The organism is Sphingomonas sp. P2_B6 (genome assembly GCF_056404755.1).
Genome location: NZ_JBFUDK010000003.1, coordinates 238,552 through 264,420 on the forward strand (window position 1 = coordinate 238,552; position 25,869 = coordinate 264,420).

At 66.0% G+C, this 25,869-nt stretch carries 20 protein-coding genes and 1 tRNA gene; 16 read left to right on the top strand and 5 right to left on the bottom strand.

The features are described from left to right. Positions 1-82 precede the first annotated feature (82 nt). From AC1DX5_RS05800 to AC1DX5_RS05810, 3 genes are all read left to right on the top strand, one after another. Complete coding sequence (locus tag AC1DX5_RS05800; protein ID WP_478014620.1) at positions 83-1,270, top strand: efflux RND transporter periplasmic adaptor subunit; 1,188 nt, start codon at positions 83-85, stop codon at positions 1,268-1,270. Between the two features lie 12 nt (positions 1,271-1,282). Continuing rightward, positions 1,283-4,453, top strand: a complete 3,171-nt coding sequence (locus AC1DX5_RS05805; protein WP_478014526.1) for an efflux RND transporter permease subunit — start codon at positions 1,283-1,285, stop codon at positions 4,451-4,453. A 90-nt stretch (positions 4,454-4,543) separates the two neighbouring features. Next, entirely contained in the window at positions 4,544-5,809 is a 1,266-nt protein-coding gene (locus AC1DX5_RS05810; RefSeq protein ID WP_465170963.1) for a DUF445 domain-containing protein, read from the top strand. A 4-nt stretch (positions 5,810-5,813) separates the two neighbouring features. Here AC1DX5_RS05810 and AC1DX5_RS05815 read toward each other — a convergent pair whose 3' ends face one another. Then, positions 5,814-6,500: an HAD family hydrolase gene (locus tag AC1DX5_RS05815; protein WP_478014527.1), complete on the bottom strand. Its 687-nt coding sequence runs from the start codon at positions 6,498-6,500 to the stop codon at positions 5,814-5,816. A 62-nt stretch (positions 6,501-6,562) separates the two neighbouring features. On the opposite strand from AC1DX5_RS05815, the gene AC1DX5_RS05820 reads away from it, so the two are divergent. Genes AC1DX5_RS05820 through AC1DX5_RS05835 form a run of 4 tightly spaced genes read left to right on the top strand, consistent with a single transcriptional unit; the run spans position 6,563 to position 10,081 of the window. Further along, complete coding sequence (locus AC1DX5_RS05820) at positions 6,563-7,669, top strand: ABC transporter permease (protein WP_465170965.1); 1,107 nt, start codon at positions 6,563-6,565, stop codon at positions 7,667-7,669. Beyond that, positions 7,666-8,523, top strand: coding sequence for an ABC transporter ATP-binding protein (locus AC1DX5_RS05825; RefSeq protein ID WP_465170966.1), 858 nt, complete (start codon positions 7,666-7,668; stop codon positions 8,521-8,523). Before AC1DX5_RS05820 ends, AC1DX5_RS05825 begins: the two co-directional genes overlap by 4 nt. After that, the gene (locus tag AC1DX5_RS05830) at positions 8,523-9,494 is read left to right on the top strand and encodes an MlaD family protein (RefSeq protein WP_465170967.1); all 972 of its coding nucleotides are present in this window, start codon (positions 8,523-8,525) and stop codon (positions 9,492-9,494) included. The genes AC1DX5_RS05825 and AC1DX5_RS05830 overlap by 1 nt, the downstream gene beginning before the upstream one ends. Next, the gene (locus AC1DX5_RS05835; RefSeq protein ID WP_478014528.1) at positions 9,491-10,081 is read left to right on the top strand and encodes an ABC-type transport auxiliary lipoprotein family protein; all 591 of its coding nucleotides are present in this window, start codon (positions 9,491-9,493) and stop codon (positions 10,079-10,081) included. The genes AC1DX5_RS05830 and AC1DX5_RS05835 overlap by 4 nt, the downstream gene beginning before the upstream one ends. Before the next feature lie 130 nt (positions 10,082-10,211). Here the strand turns inward: AC1DX5_RS05835 and AC1DX5_RS05840 are convergent, their stop codons facing one another. Beyond that, the gene (locus tag AC1DX5_RS05840; protein WP_478014529.1) at positions 10,212-11,075 is read right to left on the bottom strand and encodes a peptidylprolyl isomerase; all 864 of its coding nucleotides are present in this window, start codon (positions 11,073-11,075) and stop codon (positions 10,212-10,214) included. A gap of 97 nt (positions 11,076-11,172) precedes the next feature. On the opposite strand from AC1DX5_RS05840, the gene AC1DX5_RS05845 reads away from it, so the two are divergent. From AC1DX5_RS05845 to AC1DX5_RS05870, 6 genes are all read left to right on the top strand, one after another. Beyond that, a tRNA-Ser gene (locus AC1DX5_RS05845) sits at positions 11,173-11,263 on the top strand. A gap of 225 nt (positions 11,264-11,488) precedes the next feature. Beyond that, positions 11,489-13,036 carry an MBL fold metallo-hydrolase gene (locus AC1DX5_RS05850; protein WP_478014530.1) on the top strand — a complete coding sequence of 516 codons (1,548 nt, stop codon included), beginning with the start codon at positions 11,489-11,491 and terminating at the stop codon, positions 13,034-13,036. A 107-nt stretch (positions 13,037-13,143) separates the two neighbouring features. Continuing rightward, positions 13,144-13,389: a hypothetical protein gene (locus AC1DX5_RS05855; protein WP_478014531.1), complete on the top strand. Its 246-nt coding sequence runs from the start codon at positions 13,144-13,146 to the stop codon at positions 13,387-13,389. Further along, on the top strand, positions 13,389-13,724 hold the full coding sequence (locus AC1DX5_RS05860; protein WP_478014532.1) for a TraR/DksA family transcriptional regulator: 336 nt from the start codon (positions 13,389-13,391) through the stop codon (positions 13,722-13,724). Before AC1DX5_RS05855 ends, AC1DX5_RS05860 begins: the two co-directional genes overlap by 1 nt. Before the next feature lie 103 nt (positions 13,725-13,827). Continuing rightward, positions 13,828-16,392, top strand: a complete 2,565-nt coding sequence (locus tag AC1DX5_RS05865) for a cation-translocating P-type ATPase (RefSeq protein WP_478014533.1) — start codon at positions 13,828-13,830, stop codon at positions 16,390-16,392. Beyond that, a complete protein-coding gene (locus AC1DX5_RS05870) occupies positions 16,389-17,510 on the top strand; it encodes an AI-2E family transporter (RefSeq protein ID WP_478014534.1) in 1,122 nt (373 codons plus the stop codon). The genes AC1DX5_RS05865 and AC1DX5_RS05870 overlap by 4 nt, the downstream gene beginning before the upstream one ends. 54 nt (positions 17,511-17,564) lie before the next feature. On the opposite strand, the gene AC1DX5_RS05875 is transcribed toward AC1DX5_RS05870, so the two are convergent. Beyond that, a complete protein-coding gene (locus tag AC1DX5_RS05875) occupies positions 17,565-18,842 on the bottom strand; it encodes an RNA polymerase sigma factor (RefSeq protein ID WP_478014535.1) in 1,278 nt (425 codons plus the stop codon). Positions 18,843-18,908: 66 nt separating this feature from the next. Next, a complete protein-coding gene (locus tag AC1DX5_RS05880; RefSeq protein WP_465175121.1) occupies positions 18,909-19,343 on the bottom strand; it encodes a YciI family protein in 435 nt (144 codons plus the stop codon). Positions 19,344-19,622: 279 nt separating this feature from the next. Between AC1DX5_RS05880 and AC1DX5_RS05885 the strand changes: the two genes are divergently transcribed. Genes AC1DX5_RS05885 through AC1DX5_RS05895 form a run of 3 tightly spaced genes read left to right on the top strand, consistent with a single transcriptional unit; the run spans position 19,623 to position 22,743 of the window. Next, complete coding sequence (locus AC1DX5_RS05885; RefSeq protein WP_478014536.1) at positions 19,623-21,251, top strand: sodium/sugar symporter; 1,629 nt, start codon at positions 19,623-19,625, stop codon at positions 21,249-21,251. Next, on the top strand, positions 21,242-22,111 hold the full coding sequence (locus AC1DX5_RS05890; RefSeq protein ID WP_478014621.1) for a 2-dehydro-3-deoxygalactonokinase: 870 nt from the start codon (positions 21,242-21,244) through the stop codon (positions 22,109-22,111). The genes AC1DX5_RS05885 and AC1DX5_RS05890 overlap by 10 nt, the downstream gene beginning before the upstream one ends. Beyond that, positions 22,108-22,743: a 2-dehydro-3-deoxy-6-phosphogalactonate aldolase gene (locus AC1DX5_RS05895; RefSeq protein ID WP_478014537.1), complete on the top strand. Its 636-nt coding sequence runs from the start codon at positions 22,108-22,110 to the stop codon at positions 22,741-22,743. Before AC1DX5_RS05890 ends, AC1DX5_RS05895 begins: the two co-directional genes overlap by 4 nt. Positions 22,744-22,838: 95 nt before the next feature. Here AC1DX5_RS05895 and AC1DX5_RS05900 read toward each other — a convergent pair whose 3' ends face one another. Further along, complete coding sequence (locus AC1DX5_RS05900) at positions 22,839-25,778, bottom strand: TonB-dependent receptor domain-containing protein (protein WP_478014538.1); 2,940 nt, start codon at positions 25,776-25,778, stop codon at positions 22,839-22,841. Between the last annotated feature and the right edge of the window lie 91 nt (positions 25,779-25,869).

The following is a 25,869-nucleotide window of genomic DNA, read 5'->3' on the forward strand; positions in this document are numbered from 1 at the left end:
CCTTGAGGTCGGTGACTTATTTCTATAATACAGTAGAACGATAACACGACGCCGATCGGGCGGGACGGGGAAAGTGACGCACATGAATTACGGGCAGCCGACCTTCGGTTCAGACGATCCCCTGGCGCTGCCGGGCGAGGGTCGGTCGAAGCGCCGTTGGTGGATCATCGGCGCGGCAATCCTGGCGGTTCTCATCGTCATCGGGGTCTATTTCGCCATGTCGAGCGGCAAGAAGGACGGCGCGGCCGCCGCCGCCGCGGGCGGCAAGACCGAGCAGCTGCCGACCGTCTCGGTCGCCATTCCCGGCCGCCAGGCCTCGGCGCGAATCATCTCCGCGACGGGATCGCTCGCCGCGCGGCGCGAAATGCCGGTCGGTGTCGCCGGCGAAGGCGGCATGGTCACGCGCGTGCTGGTCGAGCCGGGCCAGTGGGTCGGCGCGGGCCAGGTGCTCGCGACGGTCGACCGCGCCGTGCAGGTCCAGACCGGGGCCTCGCTTGCCGCGCAGGTCAATGTCGCGCGGTCCGACGCGGCCATCGCCCAGTCAGAGCTCGACCGCGCCCAGGCGCTGGTCAATCGCGGCTTCATCTCCAAGGCCGATCTCGAGCGCAAGGCCGCCACCCGCGACGCAGCGGTGGCGCGCGTGCGCGTCGCTCAGGCGCAGCTGGCCGAGCAGAATGCCCGGACCGGCCGCCTCGACATCCGCGCGCCAGCCGCCGGCCTGGTGCTGACCCGCGCCGTCGAGCCCGGCATGGTGATCAGCTCCGGCTCCGGCACGCTGTTCCGCATGGCCAAGGGCGGCGAGATGGAAATGCGCGCGCAGCTGAGCGAAGCCGACCTGGTCGGCCTCCCCCTCGGCGTGAGCGCTGAGGTCGTGCCCGTGGGCGGTGACACCGCCTTTTCGGGTCAGGTCTGGCAGGTTTCGCCAGTCATCGACCCGAACACCCGCCAGGGCATCGCCCGTATTGCGCTCAGCTACAATCCGGCGCTCAAGCCCGGCGGCTTCGCCTCGGCGACGATCCGCCGCGGCTCCACTGACTTGCCGCAGCTGCCCAACTCCGCGATCCAGAGCGACACCAAGGGCAATTTCGTGTACGTCGTCGGCAACGACAACAAGGTCGTCCGGCGCGCAGTGAAGCTCGGTGAGGTCTCCGACAGCGGCGTCGCGATTGCCGAAGGCCTGGCCGGCAATGAGCGCGTCGTGCTCTCGGCCGGTGCCTTCCTGAACGCCGGACAGAAGATCAAGCCCGTCCTCCAGAAAACGCAAGGCTAAGGGTCTTACCTCATGAGCTTTCGCAACATCTCCGCCTGGTCGATCCGGAACCCGGTTCCGTCGATCGTGCTGTTCTTCATGCTGACGGTCGCCGGCATCGTCAGCTTCAGCACGATGGAGGTGAACAACAACCCGGACATCGATTTCCCGGTGGTGATCATCCAGATCAGTCAGCCGGGCGCGGCGCCGACCGAACTGGAGAACCAAGTCACCCAGAAGGTCGAATCCGCGGCCCGCAGCCTGCAGGGCATCGACGAGATCAACTCGACCGTGACCGAGGGCAGCTCCACGACGGTCGTCCAGCTCAACATCGGCACGCCGATCGACCGCGCGGTCGAGGATGTGCGCAGTGCGGTGCAGCAGATCCGTTCCGACCTGCCCGACGGCATCCTCGAGCCGCAGGTGTCGCGGGCCAATACCTCCGGCGACGATCTCGCCAGCTATGCCGCGGTCGGCACCGACATGACGATCGAGCAGCTGAGCTGGTACATCGACAATAATGTCGCGAAGGAACTGCTCGCGGTTCCCGGCATGGCGACGGTCAGCCGCAATGGCGGCGTCGATCGCGAAATCCGCATCATCCTCGATCCCGCCAAGCTCCAGTCGCAGGGCCTGACCGCAAGCCAGGTCAACCAGCAGCTGCGCCAGGTGAACCTCAACGCCGCGGGCGGCCGCGCCGAGATCGCGGGCTCCGAACAATCGGTCCGCGTGCTCGGCAACGCCAAGAACGCCTATGAGCTCGGCCAGACCCAGATCGCCGTCGGCGGCGGCCGCACCGTCAAGCTGTCCGACATCGCGCAGGTCCGCGATCTCTATGCCGAGCAGCGTTCCGCCTCGGAGATGAACGGCCGCCAGGTGCTGAGCTTCGACTTCCAGCGCTCCAAGGGGGCGTCGGACGTCTCGGTCTACCAGGGCGCCAAGGAGAAGCTGGCCGCGCTCGAGAAGCGCAACCCGAAGGTCCATTTCCAGCTGATCTTCAACGAAGTGAAATATGCCGAGCAGCAATATCACTCGGCGATGGAAGCGATGGTCGAGGGCGCGGTGCTCGCCGTGCTCGTCGTCTTTCTGTTCCTGCGTGACTGGCGCTCGACGATCATCTCCGCGCTGGCCATCCCGCTGTCGGCGATCCCGACCTTCTGGTTCATGGATCTTCTCGGCTTCAACCTGAACCAGATGACCCTGCTCGCGCTGAGCCTGGTGGCCGGTGTGCTGGTCGACGACGCGATCGTGGAGATCGAGAACATCGTCAGGCACATGCGCATGGGCAAGACCGCCTATCAGGCGTCGATCGACGCCGCCGACGAGATCGGCCTGGCGGTGCTTGCCACCACCATGTCGATCGTCGCGGTGTTCCTGCCGGTCGGTCTGATGCCGGGTGTCTCGGGTCAGTTCTTCAAGAATTTCGGCCTGACCGTCGTGGTTTCGGTGCTGATGAGCCTTGCCGTCGCGCGTCTCGTGACGCCGATGATCGCCGCCTATTTCCTGAAGGCGCATGGCGAAGCCAAGCATGGCGAAGGCCGCCTGATGGACATGTACATGTCCACGCTGAAATGGACGCTCAGGCATCGCTGGTCGGCGATCGTCGGCGGCGTGGCGTCGTTCGCGCTGACCATCGTGCTGTTCGGCACCTTGCCGATGACCTTCCAGCCCGACCAGGACCAGGACGCCAGCACGGTCAACGTCGAGATGGTGCCCGGCACCACGCTCGATGAGACCAAGGTCGTCGTCCGGCGCGTCGCCGACTTCCTGCAGAAGCAGCCCGATGTCGAATCGGTCTATTCGCGCGCCTTTGTCGGCAACGGCCGGGTCACCGCGATCTACAAGGAAAAGAAGTCGATGAAGAGCACGGAGTTCGAGCGCTCGCTCGCTCCGACGCTCGCGCAGATCCCCGATGCTCGGGTCTCGTTCCGATCGAACAATGGCTGGGGCGGCAGTGGCCGCGACCTGACCATCACGTTGGGCGGCGACGATCCCGTGCAGCTGACCGCGACGGCGGTGAAGATCGTCGAGCAGATGGGCAAGCTGCCCTCGCTCGTCGCGCCGCGCATCACCGGTGACCTGAAGCGGCCCGAGATCGTCATCCAGCCACGCATGGACCTGGCGGCCAATCTCGGCGTCACGACTCAGGCACTCTCCTCGGCGATCCGCATCGCGACCTTGGGCGACATCGACCAGAACAGCGCGAAATTCTCGCTGTCGGATCGCCAGATTCCGATCCGCGTCGCGCTCGATCAGAACGCGCGTCAACGGCTGTCCACGATCCAGAACCTGCCGGTGCAGACCGCGACCGGCGGCTCCGTCCCGCTAAGCCTGGTCGCCCAGATCGGCTTCGGTGCCGGCCCGACCAAGATCGATCGGGTCGCGCAGCAGCGTCAGATCACGATCGGCGCCGACCGCGGCAACGACAAGAACGGCAAGCAGATCGTCTCCAGCGAAGCGATGAAGCAGATCCACGCCCTGCCGGCGATGAAGAACCTGCCGGTCGGCATCAGCGAATTGACGCTCGGCCAGGCCAAATGGCAGGCGGAGATGGTCAACAACTTCATCGTCGCAGTGGTGGCGGGCATCTTCCTCGTCTTCGCCGTGCTGGTGCTGCTGTACCGCCGCCTGCTCCCGCCCTTCGTCAACATGCTCTCGCTGCTGGTGGCACCGCTGGGCGGTTTGCTCGGCCTGCTGGTGACGGGCAATCCTGTGTCGATGCCGGTCTATATCGGTATCCTGATGCTGCTCGGCATTGTCGCCAAGAACTCGATCCTGCTGATCGACTTCGCGCTGGAGGAGATCAACAAGGGCGTCGAGACCGTCACCGCGATCATCGATTCCGGCCACAAGCGTGCCCAGCCGATCGTCATGACCACGGTCGCGATGGTCGCCGGCATGGTGCCGACCGCCCTGTCGCTGAGCGGCGACGGATCGTGGCGTGCGCCGATGGGCATCGTTGTGATCGGGGGGCTCACCCTCTCGACCGTGCTGACCCTGCTGATCGTTCCGGCGAGCTTCAGCCTGGCCGTCGGCATCGAACGCTGGATCGGGCCGAAGCTTGGCCGTCGCTTGCTCACCTATCGCCCGGGCGACGACGGCCGGCCGGTCATCGACCATGATCCGGGGCCGCACCGGATCGGGCCGAAGCCGACGACCATCGTGCACCGGCCCGGTGACGACGAACCCCAGCCAGCCGAATGAGGCGTCGGTCCGGCTCCATCATTCGTCCGGGCCGGACGCCAAATCGACTCTCCACTTGAACAATCCCGGGTTTCGGGGATTGTTTCGGGCATGAAGCTGCTCGCCCGCGCACCTCGTAACGGGGAACCGACCCCTGCGGGCCTACGCCGGATGCGCTGGATCGCGACCGGACTGCTCGTGCTGATGGCGGCGATCTTCCTGGGCGCGCGCGCGATCGGCCCGGTCCATCCCGTCATCGGCTTCGTCCGGGCGTTTGCCGAGGCGGCGATGGTCGGCGGCCTGGCCGACTGGTTCGCCGTCACCGCGCTGTTCCGTCATCCGCTCGGCCTGCCGATCCCGCACACCGCGATCATCCCGCGCAACAAGGATCGCATCGGCGAAACGCTGGCGGCGTTTCTGCGCGACAATTTTCTCGTGCCCGGCGTCGTCGCGCGGCGCATGCGCCAACTCGATGTCGCCGGCGCCGCCGGCCGCTGGCTGGCTAGCCCTGCCGGCACGCAGGGCCGGTTACGCAAGGGCGCCTCGCGCCTCGTCGCCAACATGCTCGAGGCCTTCGACCCGCAGCGGCTTGGCGGCATGGTCAAGACCACGATCGGCCAGCGCCTGCGCGCGCTCGACGTCGCGCCCCTGCTCGGCCAAGCGCTGACCGCCGCGATCGCCGAGGGGCGTCACGCCCCCCTGCTCGACGGCATCATCCGCTGGGCGGCCAAGGTGCTGGCGGCGAACGAACACATGATCCGCGCGATGGTGCATGAGCGCGCCGGATCGGTGATGCGCTGGACCGGGCTGGACGAAACGCTTGCCAACAAGATCATCGATGGCCTCGACAACCTCCTCCACGATATGGCCGAGGATTCGGAGCATCCCTTGCGAGCCAAGGCCGAGGAGGGCCTCGTCGCGCTCGCCCATGACCTGCAGCATGACGAGAAGATGCGCTTGCGGGTCGAGGCGCTGAAGGCCGAGATCATCGAGAACCCCGCCATGCAGCGCTGGCTCGACGGCCTGTGGGAGAGCGCGCGCGCCGGCATGCTGCGTATCGCCCGCGACCCTGACGCAGCACTCACCGGCCAGCTCGGCGAAGCGCTGCGCCAGCTGGGCGACACGCTGCAACACGACGAGATGCTGCGCGCGACGATCAACCGTTTCGTCCGCCGCACCGCGGTCGGTATGGCCGCCGATTATGGCGACGGCATCGTCCGCCTCGTCTCGGAGACAGTGCGCGGCTGGGATGCCCGCACCATTACCACGCGGCTGGAGAATGCGGTCGGCAAGGACCTGCAATATATCCGGGTCAACGGCACGCTGGTCGGTGGGCTGGTCGGCCTGATCATCCACAGCGTGGATATGCTGCTTTGATCCGCTATCGCTCCCAGTCGACGATCGGCCAGCCCTTTTCCCGAGCGAGGGCCCTGAGCGGCCCATGCGCGTTGACCGCGAACGCTTCGTCGGCCCAGTCGAGCACTGGCGCGTCCGACACGTGATCAGAGTAGAAGCGGATCGCCACATCGGCCCGCTCCATGCCGTTCACCGCCATCCAGGCCTGGATCATGCGGAGCTTGGCCGGACCGTAGCAATTCTCCCCCGCGATCCGGGCGCGCAGCCGGTCCTCGACACGCTCCACCTCGGTACCGATCACGTCGTCGAAACCGAGCCGATCGGCGATCGCGCTCGCGTAGAAGCGGTAGGACGCGGTCGCCATCACCAGCCGGTAACCCGCGGCCCTGTCCGCCGCGATCTGGGCGCGGGCGCCGGCAAAGACGCCCGAGGCGATGACCGAATCAGCGAAACGCGCGGCCGCGCGTCGGGCCTGGCTGTCGCGCATCGCGTGACCAAGCAGCAGGCGCTGCGTGATCTGCTTCAGCCGGGCGCGATCGATCGCCTTCACGGCATAGGCGGCCGCCGCGATGCCGGCGAGTGGCAGCAGGGCCAGCCGCCAGGGCGCCTGGCGCTGCGCCGTGTGGATGAGGAAGTTCGTCCAGGTCGGCGCGTGCGTGATGGTCTTGTCCATGTCGTAAATGGCAAGCTTGTGCGGGAAAGGCGTCTGCATCGCTTCATCCTATGCACGGCGCGGCTTGCCGATCCAGCGCGATTGCACCAATGGTGTGCGATATGAACGAGATGGCCGCCTTCTCGCACGACAGCGCCGGTAACGGCGATGTGCTGCGTTTCACCGGCAATCTGTCGCTGGCGCAGATCGGCGACCTGCCGGAGCGCTTGCGCGGTTATGGCGGCCCGGTCGACGTGATCGACCTGAGCGGGATCGACCGGATCGACACGATCGGCGCCTGGCTGATCCATCGCTTCGCGGCCCAGCACAGCGCCCGAATCGAGGGGCTGAATCCCGACGGCACGCATCTCCTCCAGCAGGTCGAGGCGGCGGACCAGCATGTCGCGATGCGGCCGGCGGTCGAATCGGGCCTGATCCGCGTCGTCGGCGAGGTCGGCGACGCCATCGTCATCGGGCTGAAGACGCTCTACGGTCTGCTCGGCTTTCTCGGCGCGACGGTGATCGCGTTCGGCAACGTCATTCGCTATCGTCGCTTCCGCTTCAACGCGACGGTCCAGCGCTTCGAAGTGGTCGGCGTCACCGCGCTCGGCATCATCGGGCTGATGAGTTTCCTGATCGGTATCGTCATCGGCCAGCAAGGCGCCGTCCAGCTCCGCCAGTTCGGCGCCGAGGTGTTCACGATCAACCTGATCGGCCGAATCACCCTGCGCGAGCTCGGCGTGCTGATGACCGCGATCATGGTCGCCGGCCGGTCGGGCTCAGCGTTCGCCGCGCAGCTCGGCACGATGAAGCTGACCGAAGAGATCGACGCGATGCGCACGATCGGTGTCTCGCCGATGGAGGCGCTGGTGCTGCCCCGCGTCATCGCCGCCGTGGTGATGATGCCGCTGCTCGGCTTCTATGCCTCGCTCATCTCGATCATCGGTGGCGGCCTGTTCTGCTGGATCTCGCTCGGCATCCCACCGATCACTTTCGTCCAGCGCATCCGCGAGGTCGTGCCGATCACTGACCTGTGGGTCGGGCTGGTCAAGGCACCGGTGTTCGGCGCGATCATCGCCATCGCCGGCTGCTTCCAGGGCATGCAGGTCGAGGCCGATGCCGAACAGGTCGGCATGCGCACCACGGCCGCCGTGGTTCAGGCGATTTTCCTGGTGATCGTGCTCGACGCGTTTTTCGCCGTGTTCTTCACCTGGATCGGCTGGACATGAGCCCCAACAAAAGCGGCAACAAGAGCGGCGAGACCGTCATCTCCGTGCACGGACTGAAGAACAGCTTCGGCGAGCAGGTGGTTCATGACGGGCTCGAGCTGGAGGTGAAGCGCGGCGAGATTTTCGGCGTGGTCGGCGGCTCCGGTACCGGCAAATCGGTGCTGATGCGATCGATCATCGGGCTGCAGGTGCCCGATGAAGGCGAGATCACCGTGTTCGGCGAAAACACCGTCAACCTCGACGAGAATGAAGCGGTCAATATCCGCAAGCGCTGGGGCGTGCTGTTCCAGGGCGGCGCGCTGTTCTCGACCCTGACCGTCGCCGAGAATACCCAGGTTCCCCTGCGCGAATTCTATCCCGGTCTCGACCAGGCGCTGCTCGACGAGATCGCCGCGTACAAGGTGGTGATGACTGGCCTGCCCGCCGATGCCGGGCCGAAATTCCCCGCCGAGCTGTCGGGCGGCATGCGCAAGCGCGCGGGGCTGGCCCGCGCGCTGGCGCTCGACCCCGAATTGTTGTTCCTCGACGAGCCGACCGCCGGACTCGATCCGATCGGCGCGGCGGCGTTCGACGAGCTGATCGCCTCGCTGCAGAAGACCATGGGGCTGACGGTCTTCCTGATCACGCACGATCTGGATACGCTCTACGCGATCTGCGACCGTGTCGCGGTGCTGGCCGACCAGAAGGTGATCGCGGTGGGCACGATCGACGAACTTCTCGCGCTGGATCACCCATGGATCCAGGAATATTTCAGGGGCCCGCGCGGCCGGGCGGCGACCGCAACGCTTGAGCACAAGCTGCATGCGGAGCAGGCAGCGCAAAGGGCGACGGAACACACAGGGGCTGAGGACTGATGGAAACCCGATCGAACCATGTCCTGGTGGGCGCCGTCGTGCTGATCCTGCTCCTGGTGCTGGCCATCTTCACCGTGTGGATCGCGCGGCTGAGCGGGAGCTCCGAGAAGGAATATGATATCTTCTTCAAACAGTCGGTCGACGGGTTGAACAAGGGATCGTCAGTCGCCTTTTCGGGCGTGCCCTCGGGCCAGGTGAAGGAGATCGCACTGTGGAAGCCCGATCCCCAGTTCGTCCGGGTGCGCATCAGCGTGAACGACGAAACGCCCGTGCTGCAGGGCACCACCGCGACGATCCAGGGCGTCGGCTTTACCGGCGTCAGCGAGATCCAGCTCGACGGCGCGGTCAAGGGCGCGCCGCCGATCGCCTGCCCAGAGGTCCATCCCGAAAATGACTGCCCGTTCGGCGTGCCGGTCATCCCGCCCAAACAGGGCGGGCTCGGCGCGTTGCTCAACTCGGCACCGAAGTTGCTCGAGCGGCTGTCGACCCTGACCGAGCGGCTGACCGAGATGCTGTCGGACAAGAACCAGGCCTCGATCAGCGGCATCCTGGCCAATACCAACCGATTGACCGGCGCCCTGGCCGATCGCGGGCCGGAAATCGCGGCGACGATCGCCGAGACCCGCGCGGCGATCCAGAAGGCCGGCGACGCCGCGCAACAGATCGGCCAGCTTGCCGACACGACCAATGGCGTGATGGCCAATGACGTCCACCCGGCGATGCAGAATCTCAACAAGGCCGTCGCCTCCGCGCAGCACAGCATGGAATCGCTCGATTCGGCGATCAACGAGGCGCGGCCCGGCATCCAGTCCTTCTCCAAACAGACCATGCCGGAGGTCGGGCAGCTCGTCCGCGACCTGCGCGTGATGTCGGCCGCGCTCACCTCGGTCGCCGAGAAGATCGACCAGGGCGGCGCCGGCTCGCTGGTCGGTGGACCGAAACTCCCGGACTACAAGGGCAAGACGAAATGATGCGCATCCGCACCCTCATGTTCGCGCTGCTGGCGACGGCGCCACTCGCCGGCTGCATCAGCTTCGGCGCCAAGCCGCCGCCCTCGCTGCTGACCATCACCTCTGCAGCGTCGATTCCCGCCGGGCAGACCCAGTCCTCCGCTATGGGGGGAACCATCGTCATCCTGGTGCCCGCCGTCTCGCAGGCGCTCGCCACCCAGCGCGTGCCGGTCCAGACCAGCGCGACCGACCTTGCCTATGTCGTCAACGCGCAATGGGCCGAGCCGCCCGCACGACTGTTCGCGCGGCTGCTGTCGGACACGGTGAGCGCCAAGACCGGGCGCGTGGTGCTCGGCGCCCAGTCGATGATCGATCCCGGCGCGCGCTTGTCCGGCGAGCTCCGCGCCTTCGGGCTTGACGCCGCATCGTTCCAGGCAGTGGTGACCTATGACGCCGCGCTGACGCGCAAGGACGGCAATGTCGTGGAGAAGCGCCGGTTCGAGGCGCGCGTGCCGGTCTCGGCGATCGAGCCGGGCCCTGCGGGCGTCGCGATCAACCAGGCGGCCAACCAGGTCGCGGCGGAGGTCGCCGACTGGGTCGGCCGCTGACGGACGGCATCTGTTCGAGCAACTGGCGCCTGATATCAGATTGCGACGGAGCCCTACTCGACCCGCGCAAGGCGAGGCCCAGTCGGGCATGATCCTGGCGACAGCCCGGGAACGTTGAATCGAGCCCGCTTCATTTCGCGCCGACGCGGCGGGTCGCCAGCGGCAGATCGCAGATATCGATGCCGCCGAAGCCGACCATCGGCGGGGCCGGATTCTCGCGCAGCTTGATATAGGCGGCGAAGCGTGTGTTATCGGTCGCACGATATTCGAACTTCGGGCGTTCGGCGACCGGCATCTCACTGGCGAGCCTGACCGAAATGATCGTGGTGCGTTCCGGCTCGGTCGCATAGACGCCCATCGCCGCGTCGCTGCGCGGCATCGCTGCCATATATTTCATGCCTTCGATGATGCGCCCGACAATGGTGTAGTTGCGGTCGAGCCGGCGCGCGGCACCGCTGATCGGAGTAAACAATTCAGCCCCGCTGCCGGTCTTGGGCAGGGCATCGCGCGCCACGCCCACCGTGCCGTAGCAATGCGGCACCCAGGCTGCCTTGCCGTCGGTGGCGATCGGCCAGCCATCGGAGGTAACGCCGGATGCAGTCGAATAGGCATCGCTGCGGCTGAGGCGCTGCGCCGCGCCGAACCCCGGAATATCGAATTCCGTCACCACCGGCTCTACTACGTCGGCGGGTAGTGGCTTCTTCTCGGTGGCGTCGCCCCATTGGGTCACCCAGTTTTCCTGAACGCGGTAGACGCTGGTCTCGTCCCACCAATGCGCTTGGGCGAGCTTGCGAACATTGGCGACATGCTCGGGGGCGAAGCGTGGGGCGAGCCGGATCACGACGATACGGTCGCCGGCCAGGGTGACGATCATCAGCTCGTCATCGGGGATCGGTCGCCAGTCGGCGGGGATCGCATCGGAGGGAAGCGGCAACACCGCGGGCGGGGGCGCGGCCTGGTCGCCGGCGAGCAGCGCAAAGAAGGGGATCAACATGACGCCATCCTGGCATGAAGCCCCGCGCCCGCGCAATCGTCCCAGCGGCTTGCGCGCCTGCCCGTCACCCTCTAGGGGGCTGCGTTCCGGGGAATGCGGAGCGGTGGCCGAGTGGTCGAAGGCGCTCGCCTGGAAAGTGAGTATACGTCAAAAGCGTATCGAGGGTTCGAATCCCTCCCGCTCCGCCAAAAACCTTGATTTTATTGTATTATTTCAAAAATCGTTCAGTCCGGGTACTTAGTCGGCAAGTGGGCTGGCCCGAGTGAAAGTCGGGGATACGTAGACTTACCAAGTTTCGGCGTCGGTGGGCCGGCGTAGCAGCGTTTGATGGACCAGAGCAGCAGCACGCCGACATGACGGAGAAAATCACTCTCGCTTTTCACGGAGCGGCGCGCACAGTCACGGGTTCCTGCATGGAATTCACGCATCGGGGGAAGCGCATTCTCGTGGATTGCGGCCTCTTCCAGGGCTCGCGTACGCTGGAGACACTGAATCACAGCGCATTCGCGTTCGACGCGCGCCACGTCGATGCGGTCATCCTCACCCACGCGCATATCGACCATAGCGGTTTGCTGCCTCGGATGGTTGCCGAAGGCTTCACCGGCGACATTTGGTGCACCGAGCCGACCGCGGCGCTGCTCGAGTTCATGCTTGCCGATGCGGGCCGCATCCAGGAGGGCGACGCTGCCCGGCGCAACCGACGCAAGGACCGCGCGGACCTGCCTGATATCAAACCAATCTACACTGAGCAGGACGCGATGACTGCCTGGAGGCAGGCCCGAGCGGTCGCCCTCAAGGAGTGGTTCGAACCCGTTCCCGGTTTCAAGGCGCGCCTGTGGAACGCCGGACACATATTGGGATCAGCCTCGGTCGAGTTGCTGGTCGATGGCACCCATATCCTCTGCTCGGGCGATATCGGACCCGAGCACAAGGCCTTCCATCCCGACCCTGAAAGCCCCGCAGGCTTCGATCATGTCATCTGCGAGTCCACCTATGGTGACCGCAAGAGGGATGACGTGACGATCTTCGAGCGCCGCACCATCCTGGAAAACGAAATCAAGCAGGCGCTGGCGCGCGGCGGAAACCTCATCATCCCGGTGTTCGCGCTTGAACGGACGCAGGAACTGCTGCTCGATATGGCGGCGCTCATCGACGCGAAACGTATCCGGTCCCTGCCGATCTTCGTGGATTCGCCCCTCGCCAACAGGGCGACGGCCGTCTTCGCGAAATATGCAGATACGCTCGAGGACATGAACGGCGAGAATATCTTCCGGAACACGGCGTTCCATTTCGTTGACGCCACTGCGGAGTCGATCCGGTTGAACAGTGTCTCGGGAGCGACCATCCTGGCTGCATCCGGCATGTGTGAGGCGGGGCGCATCCGGCATCACCTCAAGCACAATCTGTCCAAGCGCGAAGCGACGATATTGTTTGTCGGCTTCCAGGCCGAGGGGACGTTGGGCCGCGTAATCCTCGAAGGGGCGGAACGCGTGCGTATCTGGGGCGAGGATATCGTCGTGCGCGCTCAGATCCGCCACATCGACACCTATTCCGCGCATGCCGACCAGGACGGCCTGCTCGCCTGGATGGGAGCTCGCCGTCCGGTTGGTGGCAGCCTCTTCCTCGGCCATGGAGAAGCCTCGTCGATCGAAGCGCTGCGCCAGCTCGCCCAAAGCAGACGGATCGCGCCCTCGATCCTCGTGCCGGAGATCGGGGAGGCCTACCATCTCGCGCCCGCGACGCCCGCCGCGCGAATCAGGACCGCCGATCCGAAACTTCAGGACGTGATCGGGCCGGACTGGCAGAACAGCTATGCCGATTTCGCCACGAAACTGAAACGGGAGCTCGCGCAAATCGAGGATATAAGGGCTCGTGAGCATGCCGTTGCGGATATGCGCGCGGTGCTTGAGCGCTATAAGCATGCCCGCGCGGAAGGATCGGCCCGGCGACATCAGCCATGAGCATTTGTCGACGGCCATCGGGCTCATCACGCCACGCCCATGGTCCGGAGAATCCCGTAGCGACTCCGTATCGCATGGATGGCACCGTCCTCTTGCGGAGGTGATTCATGGACGCACTTGAAATTCCCTATCTGCTCAAGCGAGCGCGTGCGCATCGGTGTTTGAGTCAAATCGCGAAAAGTGGCGAGGCGCGGTTGATCCACCGCCAGTTCGTCAACAGCTACCAGGCTCTCCTAGTGGCGATTCGGCGCAGGTGCTCGTCACCGGAGACCTGTTTCAGGACGGTGAAGAAGCAACGGCTCGGCCTGGTCGATGGGATTGCGGCGATGACTACTGATGGGAAGGTGGCCTGATGCCGGACAAGATTGAGACTCGTGCCCGCCTAACGGGGCGACTCGCCGAGTTGGTGACGGAGGTTGGGCGTATCGAAGGCGAACTGGGCCGACCGCTCGACGACGACTTTGCCGAACAGGCAGTCGAGCGGGAGGGTGACCAGGCGCTGGACACGCTGGAAAGCGCTGCGCTCGCAGAAATCGAACTGACCAGAAAGGCAATCGCGCGGCTTGACGCGGGCAGCTATGGAATCTGCACCCGTTGCGGCAACGCCATCGGGGCCGACCGGCTGAACGCGCTGCCAGCGACTGCACTGTGTATCGGCTGTGCGGGCGCGGGGCATATCGCCAAGTAGTGAAGAAGGGCCTGGGCGCGCTGGAGAAGCTTGCCCGTGCCCGCATGTCTTCAATTGCGCACCGCGCCGATAAAGCTGAATGCGGTCCCAAGCGGGAGGATTCATGATTGACGGGAGCCGATCGGCCGGCCTGACCGCCGAGACGGCGCGCGCGCGCCTGGCAGCGGATGGACCTAATGAGCTGCCGCGTGCCGGGCAACGGTCCATCGCGCGCATCGCGATCGAGGTCCTACACGAGCCCATGCTGGCGCTACTGCTGGCGGGCGGGGTCGCCTATCTCCTGCTTGGGGACCTGGCCGAAGCATTGATCCTGCTTGGCTTCGCGTCCTTCTCCGTCGCTGTCACGGTCATCCAGGAAACCCGCACCGAGCATGTGCTCGAGGCACTGCGCGACCTGTCGGCGCCGCGCGCGCTGGTCCTCCGCGATGGCGTGCGCCTGCGCATTGCCGGGCGCGACGTGGTACGCGACGATCTGCTCGTGCTCGAACAGGGCGACCGGATCGCGGCCGACGCGATGCTGGTCGAGGCAGCGGATCTTCAGACCGACGAGTCGCTGCTCACGGGTGAATCGCTACCGGTCGGCAAGACGATCGCGAACGCGGGCGCTCCCACCGCGACGTTCCGCCCCGGCGGCGAGGGCCAGCCCTTTGTCTATTCGGGCTCGCTCGTCACGCGCGGCACCGGCATCGCCCGCGTGCTGGCGACAGGGCCGCGCAGCGAAATCGGCCGGATCGGCCAGTCGCTCGCGACGCTCGATACCGAAGCGCCGCGCCTGCGCCGGGAAACCACGCGGATCGTCACCTGGTGCGGGATCGGCGGGGGCGCGGTTGCGCTGCTTGTGGTCTTGCTGTTCGGCCTGCTGCGCGGCGGCTGGATCGACGCGGTGCTGGCGGGCATCGCGATCGGCATGTCGATGTTACCTGAGGAATTCCCCGTTGTCCTGACAGTGTTCCTTGCGATGGGCGCGTGGCGAATCGGCAAGGTCGGCGTGCTCACCCGTCGCGCGGCGGCGATCGAGACACTCGGTTCCGCAACCGTGCTGTGCACCGACAAGACCGGCACCCTTACCGAGAATCGCATGTCGGTCGCCGAGCTCTGGCTGCCGTCGGGCGACACGCTCGCGGTTGGGCCGGACCTGCGCGTTCCCGCAGCCTATCATGGCCTGATCCGGACGGCCGCGCTGGCCAGCGCGGCCGAGCCGACCGATCCTATGGAGATCGCGCTGCACGATGCCCAGGGCACGGTCCTGGGTACGGCTTTGTCCAGCGGCGCGCTGACGCATGCCTATGCGCTTCGCCCCGAGCTTCTGGCGATGTCCAATATCTGGGACGATGGCGATGCGTTGACCCTTTCCGCCAAGGGCGCACCTGAGGCAATCGCCAGCCTGTGTCGTCTGCCTGTGCAAGACCATGCGGCGATGACCGTCGCGGTTGAGGCAATGGCGATGCGTGGCATCCGCGTGCTCGGTGTCGCGACCGCCACACCACGCGATCGGGCCTGGGCCAAGACGCAGCTTGATTATGACTATACACTGGTCGGGCTGGTCGGGCTGGCCGATCCGATCCGCGCCAGCGTGCCCGGCGCGGTCGCCGAGTGTCGCAACGCGGGCATCCGCGTCGTCATGATCACCGGCGACTATGCGGCGACCGCGCGGTCGATCGCCACCCAGGCGGGGATCGCCGACGGCGACGTGCTGACCGGCGTTGACCTGGCCAGGCTCGACGACGTCACGCTTGCAGGGCGCCTGAAAACCGTCACGGTCTTCGCCCGGATCATGCCCGAGCAGAAGCTGCGCATCGTCCAGGCATTCAAGGCGGATGGCGAAATCGTCGCGATGACCGGCGACGGCGTCAACGACGCGCCGTCGCTCAAGGCGGCGCACATCGGCATCGCCATGGGCAAGCGCGGTACCGATGTCGCGCGCGAGGCCGCGGCCATGGTCCTGCTCGAGGACGATTTCGGGTCGATCGTGCAGTCGGTCCGGCTTGGCCGGCGAATCTACGACAATATCCGCAAGGCGATGGCGTTCATCTTCGCGGTGCACGTGCCCATCGCCGGCCTGGCGTTGCTACCCTTGTTCTTCGGCCTGCCGATCCTGTTCGGACCCGTGCACATCGCGCTGCTCGAAATGGTGATCGACCCGGTCTGCGCCCTGGTGTTCGAAGCCGAGCGCGAGGAGGACGACATCATGCGCCGTCACCCGCGCGATCCGTCGGAAGCCCTGTTCTCCCTGCCGATGATCATATGGAGCGTGTTCCAGGGCGGTCTCGCCTTCGCGATGCTGGCGACGGTCTTCCTGGTCGAGAGCTGGTCCGGCATGCCCGAGACCGAGCTGCGTGCGCTGACCTTTTTCGCGCTGGTCGCCCAGATCGTCGCGCTGATCCTGGTCAATCGATCGTTCGGCGCGTCGCTCCGGCAAGCGCTCGTCCGGCACAATGCGGCGCTGCGCTATATCGCCCTTACCATCACTGGCGTGACCGCCCTGATCCTGTTCCTGCCTTCAGCGCAGGCCTTGCTGAAGTTCGGATCGATCGCATGGAGCGACATGGTGCTGGCCCTCGGCCTTGGCGTTGTCCTTTTGTTGCTGCTTGAAGGCTGCAAGCCCCTCGTCCGGCGCCTCACGGAGCGCATTGCGCCGATCCCGATGCGCGCTGGCAGCGGCTCGTGAGCGACGATATGTCGTTCAGCATGAACCGGTCGCACCTGTTCCTCCTGTCGCTGGTCGCGCTCGCCACGCTCGCCTTTCTGTGGCTGGCCGCGCCCTTCTCTGGCGCGATCCTCTGGGCCGTGATCGCGGCCGTTCTGTTCGAGCCGTTCAACACGCGGCTGCTCAGCGCGATGCCGCGGCGTCGCAACGGCGCGGCGGTGGCGACCTTGCTCGTCATCGTCTGCGTCGTGGTGGTGCCGGCGATGTTGCTCGGCGCGGCCCTGCTGAGCGAAGCCGCCGCATTCTATGCCCGCGTCCGCAATGGCGAGATCGATTTCGGACGCCTGTTCGTCGAGACGCAGAGCCATTTGCCGGACTGGGCCAGGGGCTGGCTCACCGACATCGGCCTGGGCGACGTCGGTGGTCTGCGCACCAAATTGGGCCAGGGTTTCGCAAGCAGCTTCCAGTCGGTTGCCGGCCAAATCCTGAACATTGGCCAAGGGGCGTTCGGCTTCTTTCTCGCTCTCGGCGTGATGCTGTACCTGACATTCTTCTTTCTGCGGGATGGGCACGATCTGGCGGCGCGGATCGAGCGGAGCATCCCGCTGCGCGCCGAACAACGCGCGATCCTGGTCGCGAAATTCGTCATGGTGATCCGCGCGACGATCAAGGGCAGCCTGATCGTCGCCCTGTTGCAGGGCACGGTCGGCGGCCTCACCTTCTGGTTGCTCGGAATACCCGGCGCACTGCTCTGGGGCGTCGCGATGGGGGTGTTTTCGCTCTTCCCGGCCATCGGGACAGGTCTGATCTGGGTACCCGTGACCGTCTATCTGTTGGCCACGGGCGCGATCTGGCAGGGCAGCGTTCTTTTTCTGTGCGGTTTCTTCATCATCAGCAGCGTCGACAATGTCGTCCGCCCGATCCTGGTCGGGCGTGACGCGCGGATGCCTGATTATGTCGTCCTGGTTGCGACGCTGGGCGGGTTCGAACTGATGGGATTCAATGGGTTCGTGATCGGTCCGGTCATCGCCGCCCTGTTCATGGCGGTGTGGGACCTCTTCGGCAATGAACAGGGTCTGGCACCCGCGATCGAGACGGAAGGCCATGACGTGTCGGATGACGTCCCAAGCTCGCGCTGAGGCCTCGCAAATGCCGAGGCCTGACCAACCAGGGCTTGCGCCCGGAAAGCGGGATCACTGCTCGCCGCCACAGGCATCCGCCCGGGCGAGGAGAAAGGCCCGTTCCCGCGCATTGCGGGTAAGCGTGGCGGCAGCCTGGAATTCCGACTGCGCCTCGGCCAGCCGGCCGGCGCGAAACAGAAAGTCGCCCCTTGCCGCCGGCAGGGGCGCATAATGGCGCAGCGCGTCGGCATCAGCGATCTCGTCCACCAGTCTGAGGCCTGCTTCGGGCCCGAAGGCCATGCTGTGGGCGATCGCGCGATTGAGATCGACCACGGGCGAGGGCACTACGACGCGCAGCCGGTCATAGAGCGCGGCGATGCGCCGCCAGTCGGTATCGGCGGCCCGACGCGCGCGCGCATGGCAGGCAGCGAGCGCGGCTTGCAGTACATAGGGTCCGTCGCCACCCGCCGCTTCGGCGCGGGCTAGCGCGTCGAGGCCACGGTGGATCAGCAAATGGTCCCAGCGCGCGCGATCCTGCTCGGTGAGCGGAACGAACGCGCCGTCCGGCCCGGTGCGCGCGCCGAGGCGCGACGCCTGGATCTCCATCAGCGCCAGGAGGCCGAGCACTTCGGCATTTTCGGGGGCGTCCCCGGGCATCAGCCCGGCCAGGATGCGACCGAGGCGCTGCGCCTCGAGGCACAGGCCCGGCCGGACGAGATCGTCGCCCGCCGTGGCCGCATAGCCTTCATTGAAGATGAGGTAGATGACCTCGAGCACCGAGGGCAGCCGCGCCGCCCGTTCCGCGCCCCGCGGCACCTCGAAGGTCAATCCGGCCCTTGCGATCGCCTTTTTTGCGCGGACGATTCGTTGCGCGATCGCTGCCTCGCTCGACAGGAAGGCGCGGGCGATCTCGTCGGTGGTAAGACCGCCGACCACCCGCAGGGTGAGCGCCGCGCGGGCGTCCGGCGACAGCATGGGGTGGCAGGCCGTGAAGATCAGGCCCAGCAGTTCGTCGCCCAGATCATCGTCCATCGCGGCGTCGATCGCCTCGGCGGCATGGTCCGAGGTCTCGTCCAGCGTCCGCGCGATCTCCTCGTGCTTGCGCGTGCGCATCCTGTCGCGCCGAAACAGGTCGATGGCGCGTCGTTTGGCAGCGGTCATCAGCCAGGCGCCCGGATTGGCCGGGACGCCGCTCCTGGGCCATTCGGCCAGGGCCGTGACCAGCGCGTCCTGCGCCAGTTCCTCGGCCCGGTCGATATCGCGCACCATGCGGGCCAGGCCCGCGATGAGCCTGGCCCGTTCGATGCGAAACGTCGCTTCAATCGCCTGGTGGGTCTCGCCTGCGGTCACGCTGCCTTTTCGGTCAGGCCCGCTGGAGAGGCAAGCCGGCTCCGTCGCCGGCCCCCGCCGGCGCTATCAGGCGACGCCGAGTTTCCCGCGCTCGCCTACGCGCGGCGTCGCCAATTCCTCGGGCGTGATGAAATCGGCCAGATCCGCCGCCTCGTAGAACGGCCGGATCTGCATCTCGCTTCGCCCGGGCATGACATTGGGCGCGCGCTTCGCCCAGGCCACGGCCTCGTCCATGTCCTTGACCTCCCAGATCGAGAAGCCGGCGACGATCTCGCGTCCCTCGGCGAACGGCCCGTCGATGACGGTGCGGCCGGCGCCCTCGCAAACGATTCGCCTACCCTCGGCGGTGGGCTTGAGCCCAGCACCGGCCACCATGACGCCGGCCTGGACCAGTTCCTCGGTAAACCGGTCCATCGCCGCGAACGCCTCGAGCATTTCGGGCGTGGGCTCCAGGCCCGGATCGACCCCCTCATTGGCCATTGCAAACACCATCACGCGCATCGTCAGTCTCCTTGCTTGAGCCGGCCCCTGTTGGCGTCTCATCGGGACGACGAACGAGCTTGTCGGAAATCGACACGGTTCGGCAAAATTTTTTCGGCGGCGGGCCCCGCTTGGCTGGAGGATCAGAAGACTGGCGCACCAAGGCCGATTGGCGACCCGCGCACCATGGAACCTCGGCCAATAGGGAGGGTGGATCGGCTGGATCAGGCCGAAAAATCTGGATAGACAGGCGACAACGCTGCTGGAGCCTCGCGCCCGCAGGCACCGAGGGGGAGCAGCATGACGAGCCTGTCGCAGATCGATGTCATCGTTGTCATTGCCTATGCCATCGGCATTTTCGGCCTTGCGCAATGGGTGAGCCGCGAAAAGGCCGGCCATGCAAAGGACTCGTCCGATTATTTCCTCGCCTCCAAGTCGCTTCCCTGGTGGGCGATCGGCGCGTCGCTGATCGCGGCGAACATTTCCGCGGAACAGATCGTCGGCATGTCGGGCTCGGGCTATGCGCTTGGGCTGGCGATTGCGTCCTATGAGTGGATGGCGGCGCTGACCCTGCTGATCGTCGGCAAATATTTCTTGCCGATCTTCCTGAAGAACCACATCTACACCATGCCGCAGTTCCTGGAGCAGCGGTACGGCCGCGTGCTGCCGGTACTGATGGCGCTATTCTGGCTGGCGCTCTACGTCTTCGTGAACCTGACGTCGATCATCTGGCTCGGCTCGATCGCGGTGAACAAGGTCGCTGGGGTCGACCAGGACACGGCACTGATCGCGCTGGGCGCCTTCGCCTTGCTCTATCAGCTCTATGGCGGCCTCAAGGCGGTGGCGCTGACCGACATCGTCCAGGTCACCTTGCTGGTGTTCGGCGGCCTGGTGATTTCCTATCTGACCTTGAACCAGGTCGGCGGCGGACACGGCGTGATCGCCGGCTTCACCACGCTCACCGAGCGCGTGCCCGGGCATTTCGACATGATCCTCAGCCCGGACCATCCCTTTTACAAGGATCTGCCCGGCATCGCGGTGCTGGTCGGCGGGATGTGGATCGCGAACCTCAGCTATTGGGGCTTCAACCAGTACATCATCCAGCGCGCGCTGGCCGCGAAGAACATCGCCGAAGCGCAGAAGGGCGTGATGTTCGCGGCCTGGCTGAAGTTGCTGATGCCGGCGATCATCGTGCTGCCGGGCATCGCCGCCGTCGTGCTCGCGCCCGATCTGGTAAAGCCCGACGAAGCCTATCCGACGATGATGAAGCTGCTACCCTCGGGCCTGCTCGGCCTGGTCTTCGCGGCGCTGGTCGCGGCGATTATCGCGTCGACCGCATCCAAGATCAATTCGATCGCGACGATCTTCACGCTCGATCTCTACGCGAAGGCGCGCGGCATCAGAACGCGGGGCGAGGACGGCCAGGTGGAAGGCCAGGAAAAGCATCTCGTGCTGGTCGGCCGCATCGTTGCCGCGCTCGCCGTGGTGATCGCGCTGATCGCGGCGCGGCCACTGCTCGGCAATTCGGACCAGGCGTTCCAGTTCATCCAGGAATTCTCCGGCTTCTTCACACCGGGCATCACCGTCATCTTCCTGCTCGGCCTGTTCTGGAAGCCGGCGACCGAGGCGGGCGCGATCGTCGCGGCGATCACCTCGGTCCTGCTCTCCTATGTCCTCAAGATGGGCATCCCCTCGCCCTGGCTGCCCGAGGCGCTCAATGCCTGGCTCTTCCCGTTCATGAACCGCATGATGTTCGTATTTCTGGTCAGCCTGTTCCTCGCCATGGCAATCTCGCTGCTGGTGAAGGGCCGGGGCGATGCGAACCGGGTGACGATGGAGGGCGTGAGCTTCCGTACGACGACCGCGTTCAATATCGGCGGCGTGGGCGTTGTCCTGATCCTGATCGCGCTCTACGCGACCTGGTGGTGAGCTTTGCAGACCGATTCCTTGCCGTCGATTGGGGGACGACCAACCGACGCGTCTTCCTGATCGAGGGCGGCCGCGTCGCGCGCAGCGAACGTGACGGCAACGGCGTGACGGCGGTCCAGGATTTCGAGGTCGAGGCCGAATCGATTCGCGGTTCTTTCGGCGACCTGCCGCTGCTGATGGCGGGGATGGTCGGGTCGAACATCGGCTGGCGGATGGCGCCTTATGTTCCCGCGCCGGCCGGGACCGCCGAGCTTGCCGCCAACCTGTTGTGGATCGATAGGCGCACCGCGATCGTGCCGGGCGTGTCGACCACCGGCCCCGCCGATGTGATGCGCGGCGAGGAGGTGCAGCTGATCGGCGCGGTCGAGGCCGGGCTGGTCCCGGGCGACGCGCTGCTGGTGCAGCCCGGCACGCATTGCAAATGGGTCGAGATGACCGGCGGCGGCATCGCCGGTTTCACCACCGCGATGACCGGCGAGTTGTTCGCCTTGCTGCGGGCGCATGGGCTGCTCGCCACGCAGATCGGCGGAGACGTCACCTTAGGTTCGGCCTTTCGCGACGGCGTCGAAGAGGGGCGCAAGCGCGACCTCGCCGCCTCGCTCTTCGGCATCCGCGCGGCGAAGCTGCTCGGCGAACGCGACGACAGGGATGCGGCGAGCTTTGCCAGCGGGCTGCTGATCGGCAGCGATGTCGCGGCGCGGCTCGAGGCGCCGGGGCATGAGATCGTCCACATTCTGGCAGACCCGGCGCTGGGCGGCCTTTATGCCGCGGCGATCGAGGCGCATGGCCGCACCGCGCGCCTGGTCGACAGCCAGGCCGCGTTCAGTGCCGGAATCATCGCTATCGGAGCAAGAGCATGAGCCATATCGCCGCCTTCGACGCTACCTTTGCGACCTGCCCGCTAATCGCGATCCTGCGCGGCGTGAGGCCGGACGAGGTCGAGGCGATCGGTGAGGCGCTGGTCGAGGCGGGCTTCACCCTGATCGAAGTGCCGATGAATTCGCCCGATCCGCTCGACAGCGTCGCGCGGCTTGCGAAGCGCTTCGCGGGCCGGGCAGTCATCGGGGCGGGCACGGTGCTGCGCGAGGATCAGGTCGCGGCAGTGAGCGCGGCGGGCGGCACGATGATCATCTCGCCCAACGCCAATCTTCGCGTGATCGCGGCGAGCGCGGCGGCGAAATTGGTCTCGCTGCCCGGCATCGCCACGCCGAGCGAAGCCTTTGCCGCGCTCGAAGCGGGGGCGACCGCGCTGAAACTGTTCCCGGCCGAGGCGGCCAGCCCCGCCGTGGTGAAGGCGATGCGCGCCGTATTGCCGAAAGAGGCGCGGCTGCTGCCGGTCGGCGGCATCGCGCCCGACACCATGGCCCCATGGACCGCAGCCGGCGCCGCCGGCTTCGGGCTCGGCTCGGCGCTGTACAAACCCGGCATGAGCGCCGCCGATGTCGGCGCCAATGCGCGCGCTTTCGTGCAGGCTCTGTCCGCCGGGGGATGATCTCGCGATAGTTGCAACGGCCCGCCGGCCGATCGAGCCATGGCCGATGGCAGCGAGCACGGCGGGAAGGGGCGGCGCCCCCTCCCGCCGGCCGGTCAGAGCTTCAGGCGGGCCCCGACCGCCATGAAGGTTCCGCGCCGGTCGAAAAAGGTCCCGTTGGCGACCGTCGGCTGGGTGATGCCGTTGGGCGTGATGGGGGGATAGACGTTGAACAGATTCTCGACGCGGCCATAGACTTCCACGGCCGAGGTGACCTTGTACGATGCCGAGAGATCGACATAGCTGCGGCCCGAGACATTGTTGTCCGCCAGGTCGAGCGTCGTGGTGTTGAAGCGCGTGTCGAACTTGCCCCCGTCGATATAGCGATAGCCGATCCCGAACTTGAAGCCGCCGACCGAATAATTGGCGTCGAGATTGGCGCGCCATTCCGGCAGGCCCTGGGGCGGCGGCGAAATGCCGGCCAGGCCGACATAATCGTTGGTCACGCCGTTCGACGTGGTCGACAGCTCCGCCACATAATTGGCCAAGCCGCGCAGGCCGAGTTCACCGCCCAGCAGGCCGAAACGATATTGCAGCTCGACGTCGACGCCCCTGGTCTTTAGCGAATCGGCATTGAACGGAATCACGTTCACCTGAGTGATGATCTGCGTGTTCGGGTCGCGGATGACGCCGCTGCAGAATTCAGTCCGTCCGGCTTGGCAGAAATCGACGATGCTCTGCGGCGCCACGGTCGAGATCGCCTGTTTGATCGAGATCGAATAATAATCGACCGAGGCCTTGAATCCCTGCAACCAGCCAGGCTGGAAGATGACGCCGCCGGTGAAGGTATCGGCCCGTTCCGGCGTCAGCGCGGGATTGCCGCTGGTGATCTGCACCGTCTGGCGCGAGGTGTTGGTGCGGGGATCGATGATCGCGTTGATCACCTGGTTGCCGCGCGAGAACAGCTCGTAATTGTTCGGCGCGCGGATGTCGCGCGAGATCGTCCCGCGGAAGCGGATGTCGGGAATCGGCGAATAGTTGAGCCCGACCTTCCAGGTGGTGACGCCGCCGCTGAGCGAATAATCGGTGTAGCGGATCGCGCCGTTGAGATCGAGGCTGTCCGCGAAGCGGACACCCTTGGCCAGCGGCACCACAATCTCGGCATAGCCTTCCTTGACGTTGAACGCGCCGGTAAAGGGTTGCGAGTTGACCGAGCGCCAGCGCCGCGCGGCCGAATCCGGGTCAGCGGTCTGCACCGTTTTTTCACGACGATATTCGGCGCCGACCGCGACCTTCACATCACCCGCCCAGGTGGCGAAGGGGCTGCCCGAGAGATTGGCCGCGAACACATCCTGTTCCTGGCGCGACCGCGTCCAGGACGTGCCCCGGTAATAATCGAGCGCCCGTTCGCTGACCGCGCCGGCGCCGAACGGATTGATCGGCACGCAATCGCGAATGTCGCGATACGGGTCCTGCGCATCGGTCGGATTGGGGTTGGTGAGCAGCGCGCGGCAGGTCGGCTGGCCGGTCGCGGGGTTGATCACGCTGTCCAGGCCATTGGTCCAGCGGCTGTTGATGCGGTTGTTATAGCTGGTCGACTGATAGCTGTTCCGCCCGATCTGACCCGACACATCCCAGCTCCAGCCTTCGCCGAATTTCCCTTCGGCGCCGAAGGTGAAGCGGCGGACCTGAGTCGCGTTGACGAACAGCGAATTGCCGTCCTCGTAATTCATCCGGCCGATGGTGAAACTGGTCAGCCCGGCCTGGCCCATGGCCGTGCGCACCGAGCTTGCCAGAAAGGCGTTGTCGTTGCGGATGGTGAGGCCGCCATTGTCGGGGTTCGGCGTCAGATCCGACTCGACATTGACCCGCGAATAGAGCCCGTCCGCGAACAGGGTGATATTGTCGGTCAGCGCGAACCGCACCGCGCCATACGCGGTATAGCGCTCGATCTCGGGCATGATGTTGCCATCGTCCTCGACCGACGCGCCGTCACCGCCGGTCATGAAGGTGCCGCCGATATTGGTGCCGTAATTGAACGGGACGGGGTTGCCGTTGCGGTCGAACTGGACGCCGGTGCCGGCGGCGAAGCCTAGGCGCTGCGCGAGGGCGAGGCCGTTGGCGCGCGTCGCCACGCCGCCCGCCGTCATCTGGGTGAAGCGCGAATTGTCGACGATGAGCAGGCGCGGCTGGCCGTTGGTGGTCGTGTAAGCCGGGTTGGTGAGCAGCGCGGTTTCGTTGCGGCCCCAGGGGCGCGCGCCCTGCGCCGTCTGGCCGTCATTATGCAGATAGTCGCCCGCGACGGTTAGCTGCAGTCGGTCGTCGAGCAGGCTGGTGCCATAGGCGCCGCTGATCGTGGGGCGGTGATGATCGTCATAGATCGTCTGGCCGTAAGAAAGGTCGAGCTTCAGCCCCTTCAATTTCTTGTCGAGCACGAAGTTGACCACGCCAGCGACGGCATCCGACCCATAGGCGGCCGAGGCGCCCCCGGTGACGATCTCGACGCTGTTGATCAGCGCCACGGGCACGATGTTGGTGTCGATCGTGCCGGCCGGATCGGTGAAGGCGACGCGGCGCCCGTCGATCAGCACCAGCGTGCGCTGCGTGCCCAGGCCGCGCAGATCGGCGTTGGAGCCACCGACCGGCTCGCTCGACTTGCCGATATTCTGGTTGATGCGCAGCTGGGGAACGTCGTCGAGCAGATCGGCAACGGTGCTGACCGCCTTGGATTCGAGCTCGGCCGCGCCCAGCGTGGTCAGCGGCGTCGGCGCGGTGAAACCGCTGATCCTTGTGCCGGTGACGGTAACCTCGGGGGTTTCCGCCTCGTCGGCGGGTGCCGGATCCTGCGGGGCGGCGGCATCGGCGGCGGGGGGAGTGCGGGGCGCGTCCTGCGCCTGCGCCGAGACTGGCATCAACAGCATCGGCACGCCCGCCATAACGGCGAACAGGGCGCTGGCGTGGAATGGCCTGATCACCATGCGCGTGCGCCGCGACAGGCTTTCCGGCCACGCGTTCGCGCTCCGCACCGTGGTTTCCCGCGGCAATTCGTGCTTCACTATCACTCCCCCTCCAGGTTATTTTTGTAGTGGACATATTCTGTTCGTCATTGACGAATAGTCCAATTCTTTATGGACTCGGGATTGATGC

What these genes read in the sequence shown, in the direction of transcription:
- AC1DX5_RS05885 (WP_478014536.1), top strand. Translation starts at nt 19,623, where the DNA reads ATGACGAGCCTGTCGCAGATCGATGTCATCGTTGTCATTGCCTATGCC.
- AC1DX5_RS05835 (WP_478014528.1), top strand. Translation starts at nt 9,491, where the DNA reads ATGATGCGCATCCGCACCCTCATGTTCGCGCTGCTGGCGACGGCGCCA.
- AC1DX5_RS05865 (WP_478014533.1), top strand. Translation starts at nt 13,828, where the DNA reads ATGATTGACGGGAGCCGATCGGCCGGCCTGACCGCCGAGACGGCGCGC.
- AC1DX5_RS05850 (WP_478014530.1), top strand. Translation starts at nt 11,489, where the DNA reads ATGGAATTCACGCATCGGGGGAAGCGCATTCTCGTGGATTGCGGCCTC.
- AC1DX5_RS05830 (WP_465170967.1), top strand. Translation starts at nt 8,523, where the DNA reads ATGGAAACCCGATCGAACCATGTCCTGGTGGGCGCCGTCGTGCTGATC.
- AC1DX5_RS05895 (WP_478014537.1), top strand. Translation starts at nt 22,108, where the DNA reads ATGAGCCATATCGCCGCCTTCGACGCTACCTTTGCGACCTGCCCGCTA.
- AC1DX5_RS05820 (WP_465170965.1), top strand. Translation starts at nt 6,563, where the DNA reads ATGAACGAGATGGCCGCCTTCTCGCACGACAGCGCCGGTAACGGCGAT.
- AC1DX5_RS05815 (WP_478014527.1), bottom strand. Translation starts at nt 6,500, where the DNA reads ATGCAGACGCCTTTCCCGCACAAGCTTGCCATTTACGACATGGACAAG.
- AC1DX5_RS05840 (WP_478014529.1), bottom strand. Translation starts at nt 11,075, where the DNA reads ATGTTGATCCCCTTCTTTGCGCTGCTCGCCGGCGACCAGGCCGCGCCC.
- AC1DX5_RS05810 (WP_465170963.1), top strand. Translation starts at nt 4,544, where the DNA reads ATGAAGCTGCTCGCCCGCGCACCTCGTAACGGGGAACCGACCCCTGCG.
- AC1DX5_RS05825 (WP_465170966.1), top strand. Translation starts at nt 7,666, where the DNA reads ATGAGCCCCAACAAAAGCGGCAACAAGAGCGGCGAGACCGTCATCTCC.
- AC1DX5_RS05860 (WP_478014532.1), top strand. Translation starts at nt 13,389, where the DNA reads ATGCCGGACAAGATTGAGACTCGTGCCCGCCTAACGGGGCGACTCGCC.
- AC1DX5_RS05855 (WP_478014531.1), top strand. Translation starts at nt 13,144, where the DNA reads ATGGACGCACTTGAAATTCCCTATCTGCTCAAGCGAGCGCGTGCGCAT.
- AC1DX5_RS05805 (WP_478014526.1), top strand. Translation starts at nt 1,283, where the DNA reads ATGAGCTTTCGCAACATCTCCGCCTGGTCGATCCGGAACCCGGTTCCG.
- AC1DX5_RS05880 (WP_465175121.1), bottom strand. Translation starts at nt 19,343, where the DNA reads ATGCGCGTGATGGTGTTTGCAATGGCCAATGAGGGGGTCGATCCGGGC.
- AC1DX5_RS05800 (WP_478014620.1), top strand. Translation starts at nt 83, where the DNA reads ATGAATTACGGGCAGCCGACCTTCGGTTCAGACGATCCCCTGGCGCTG.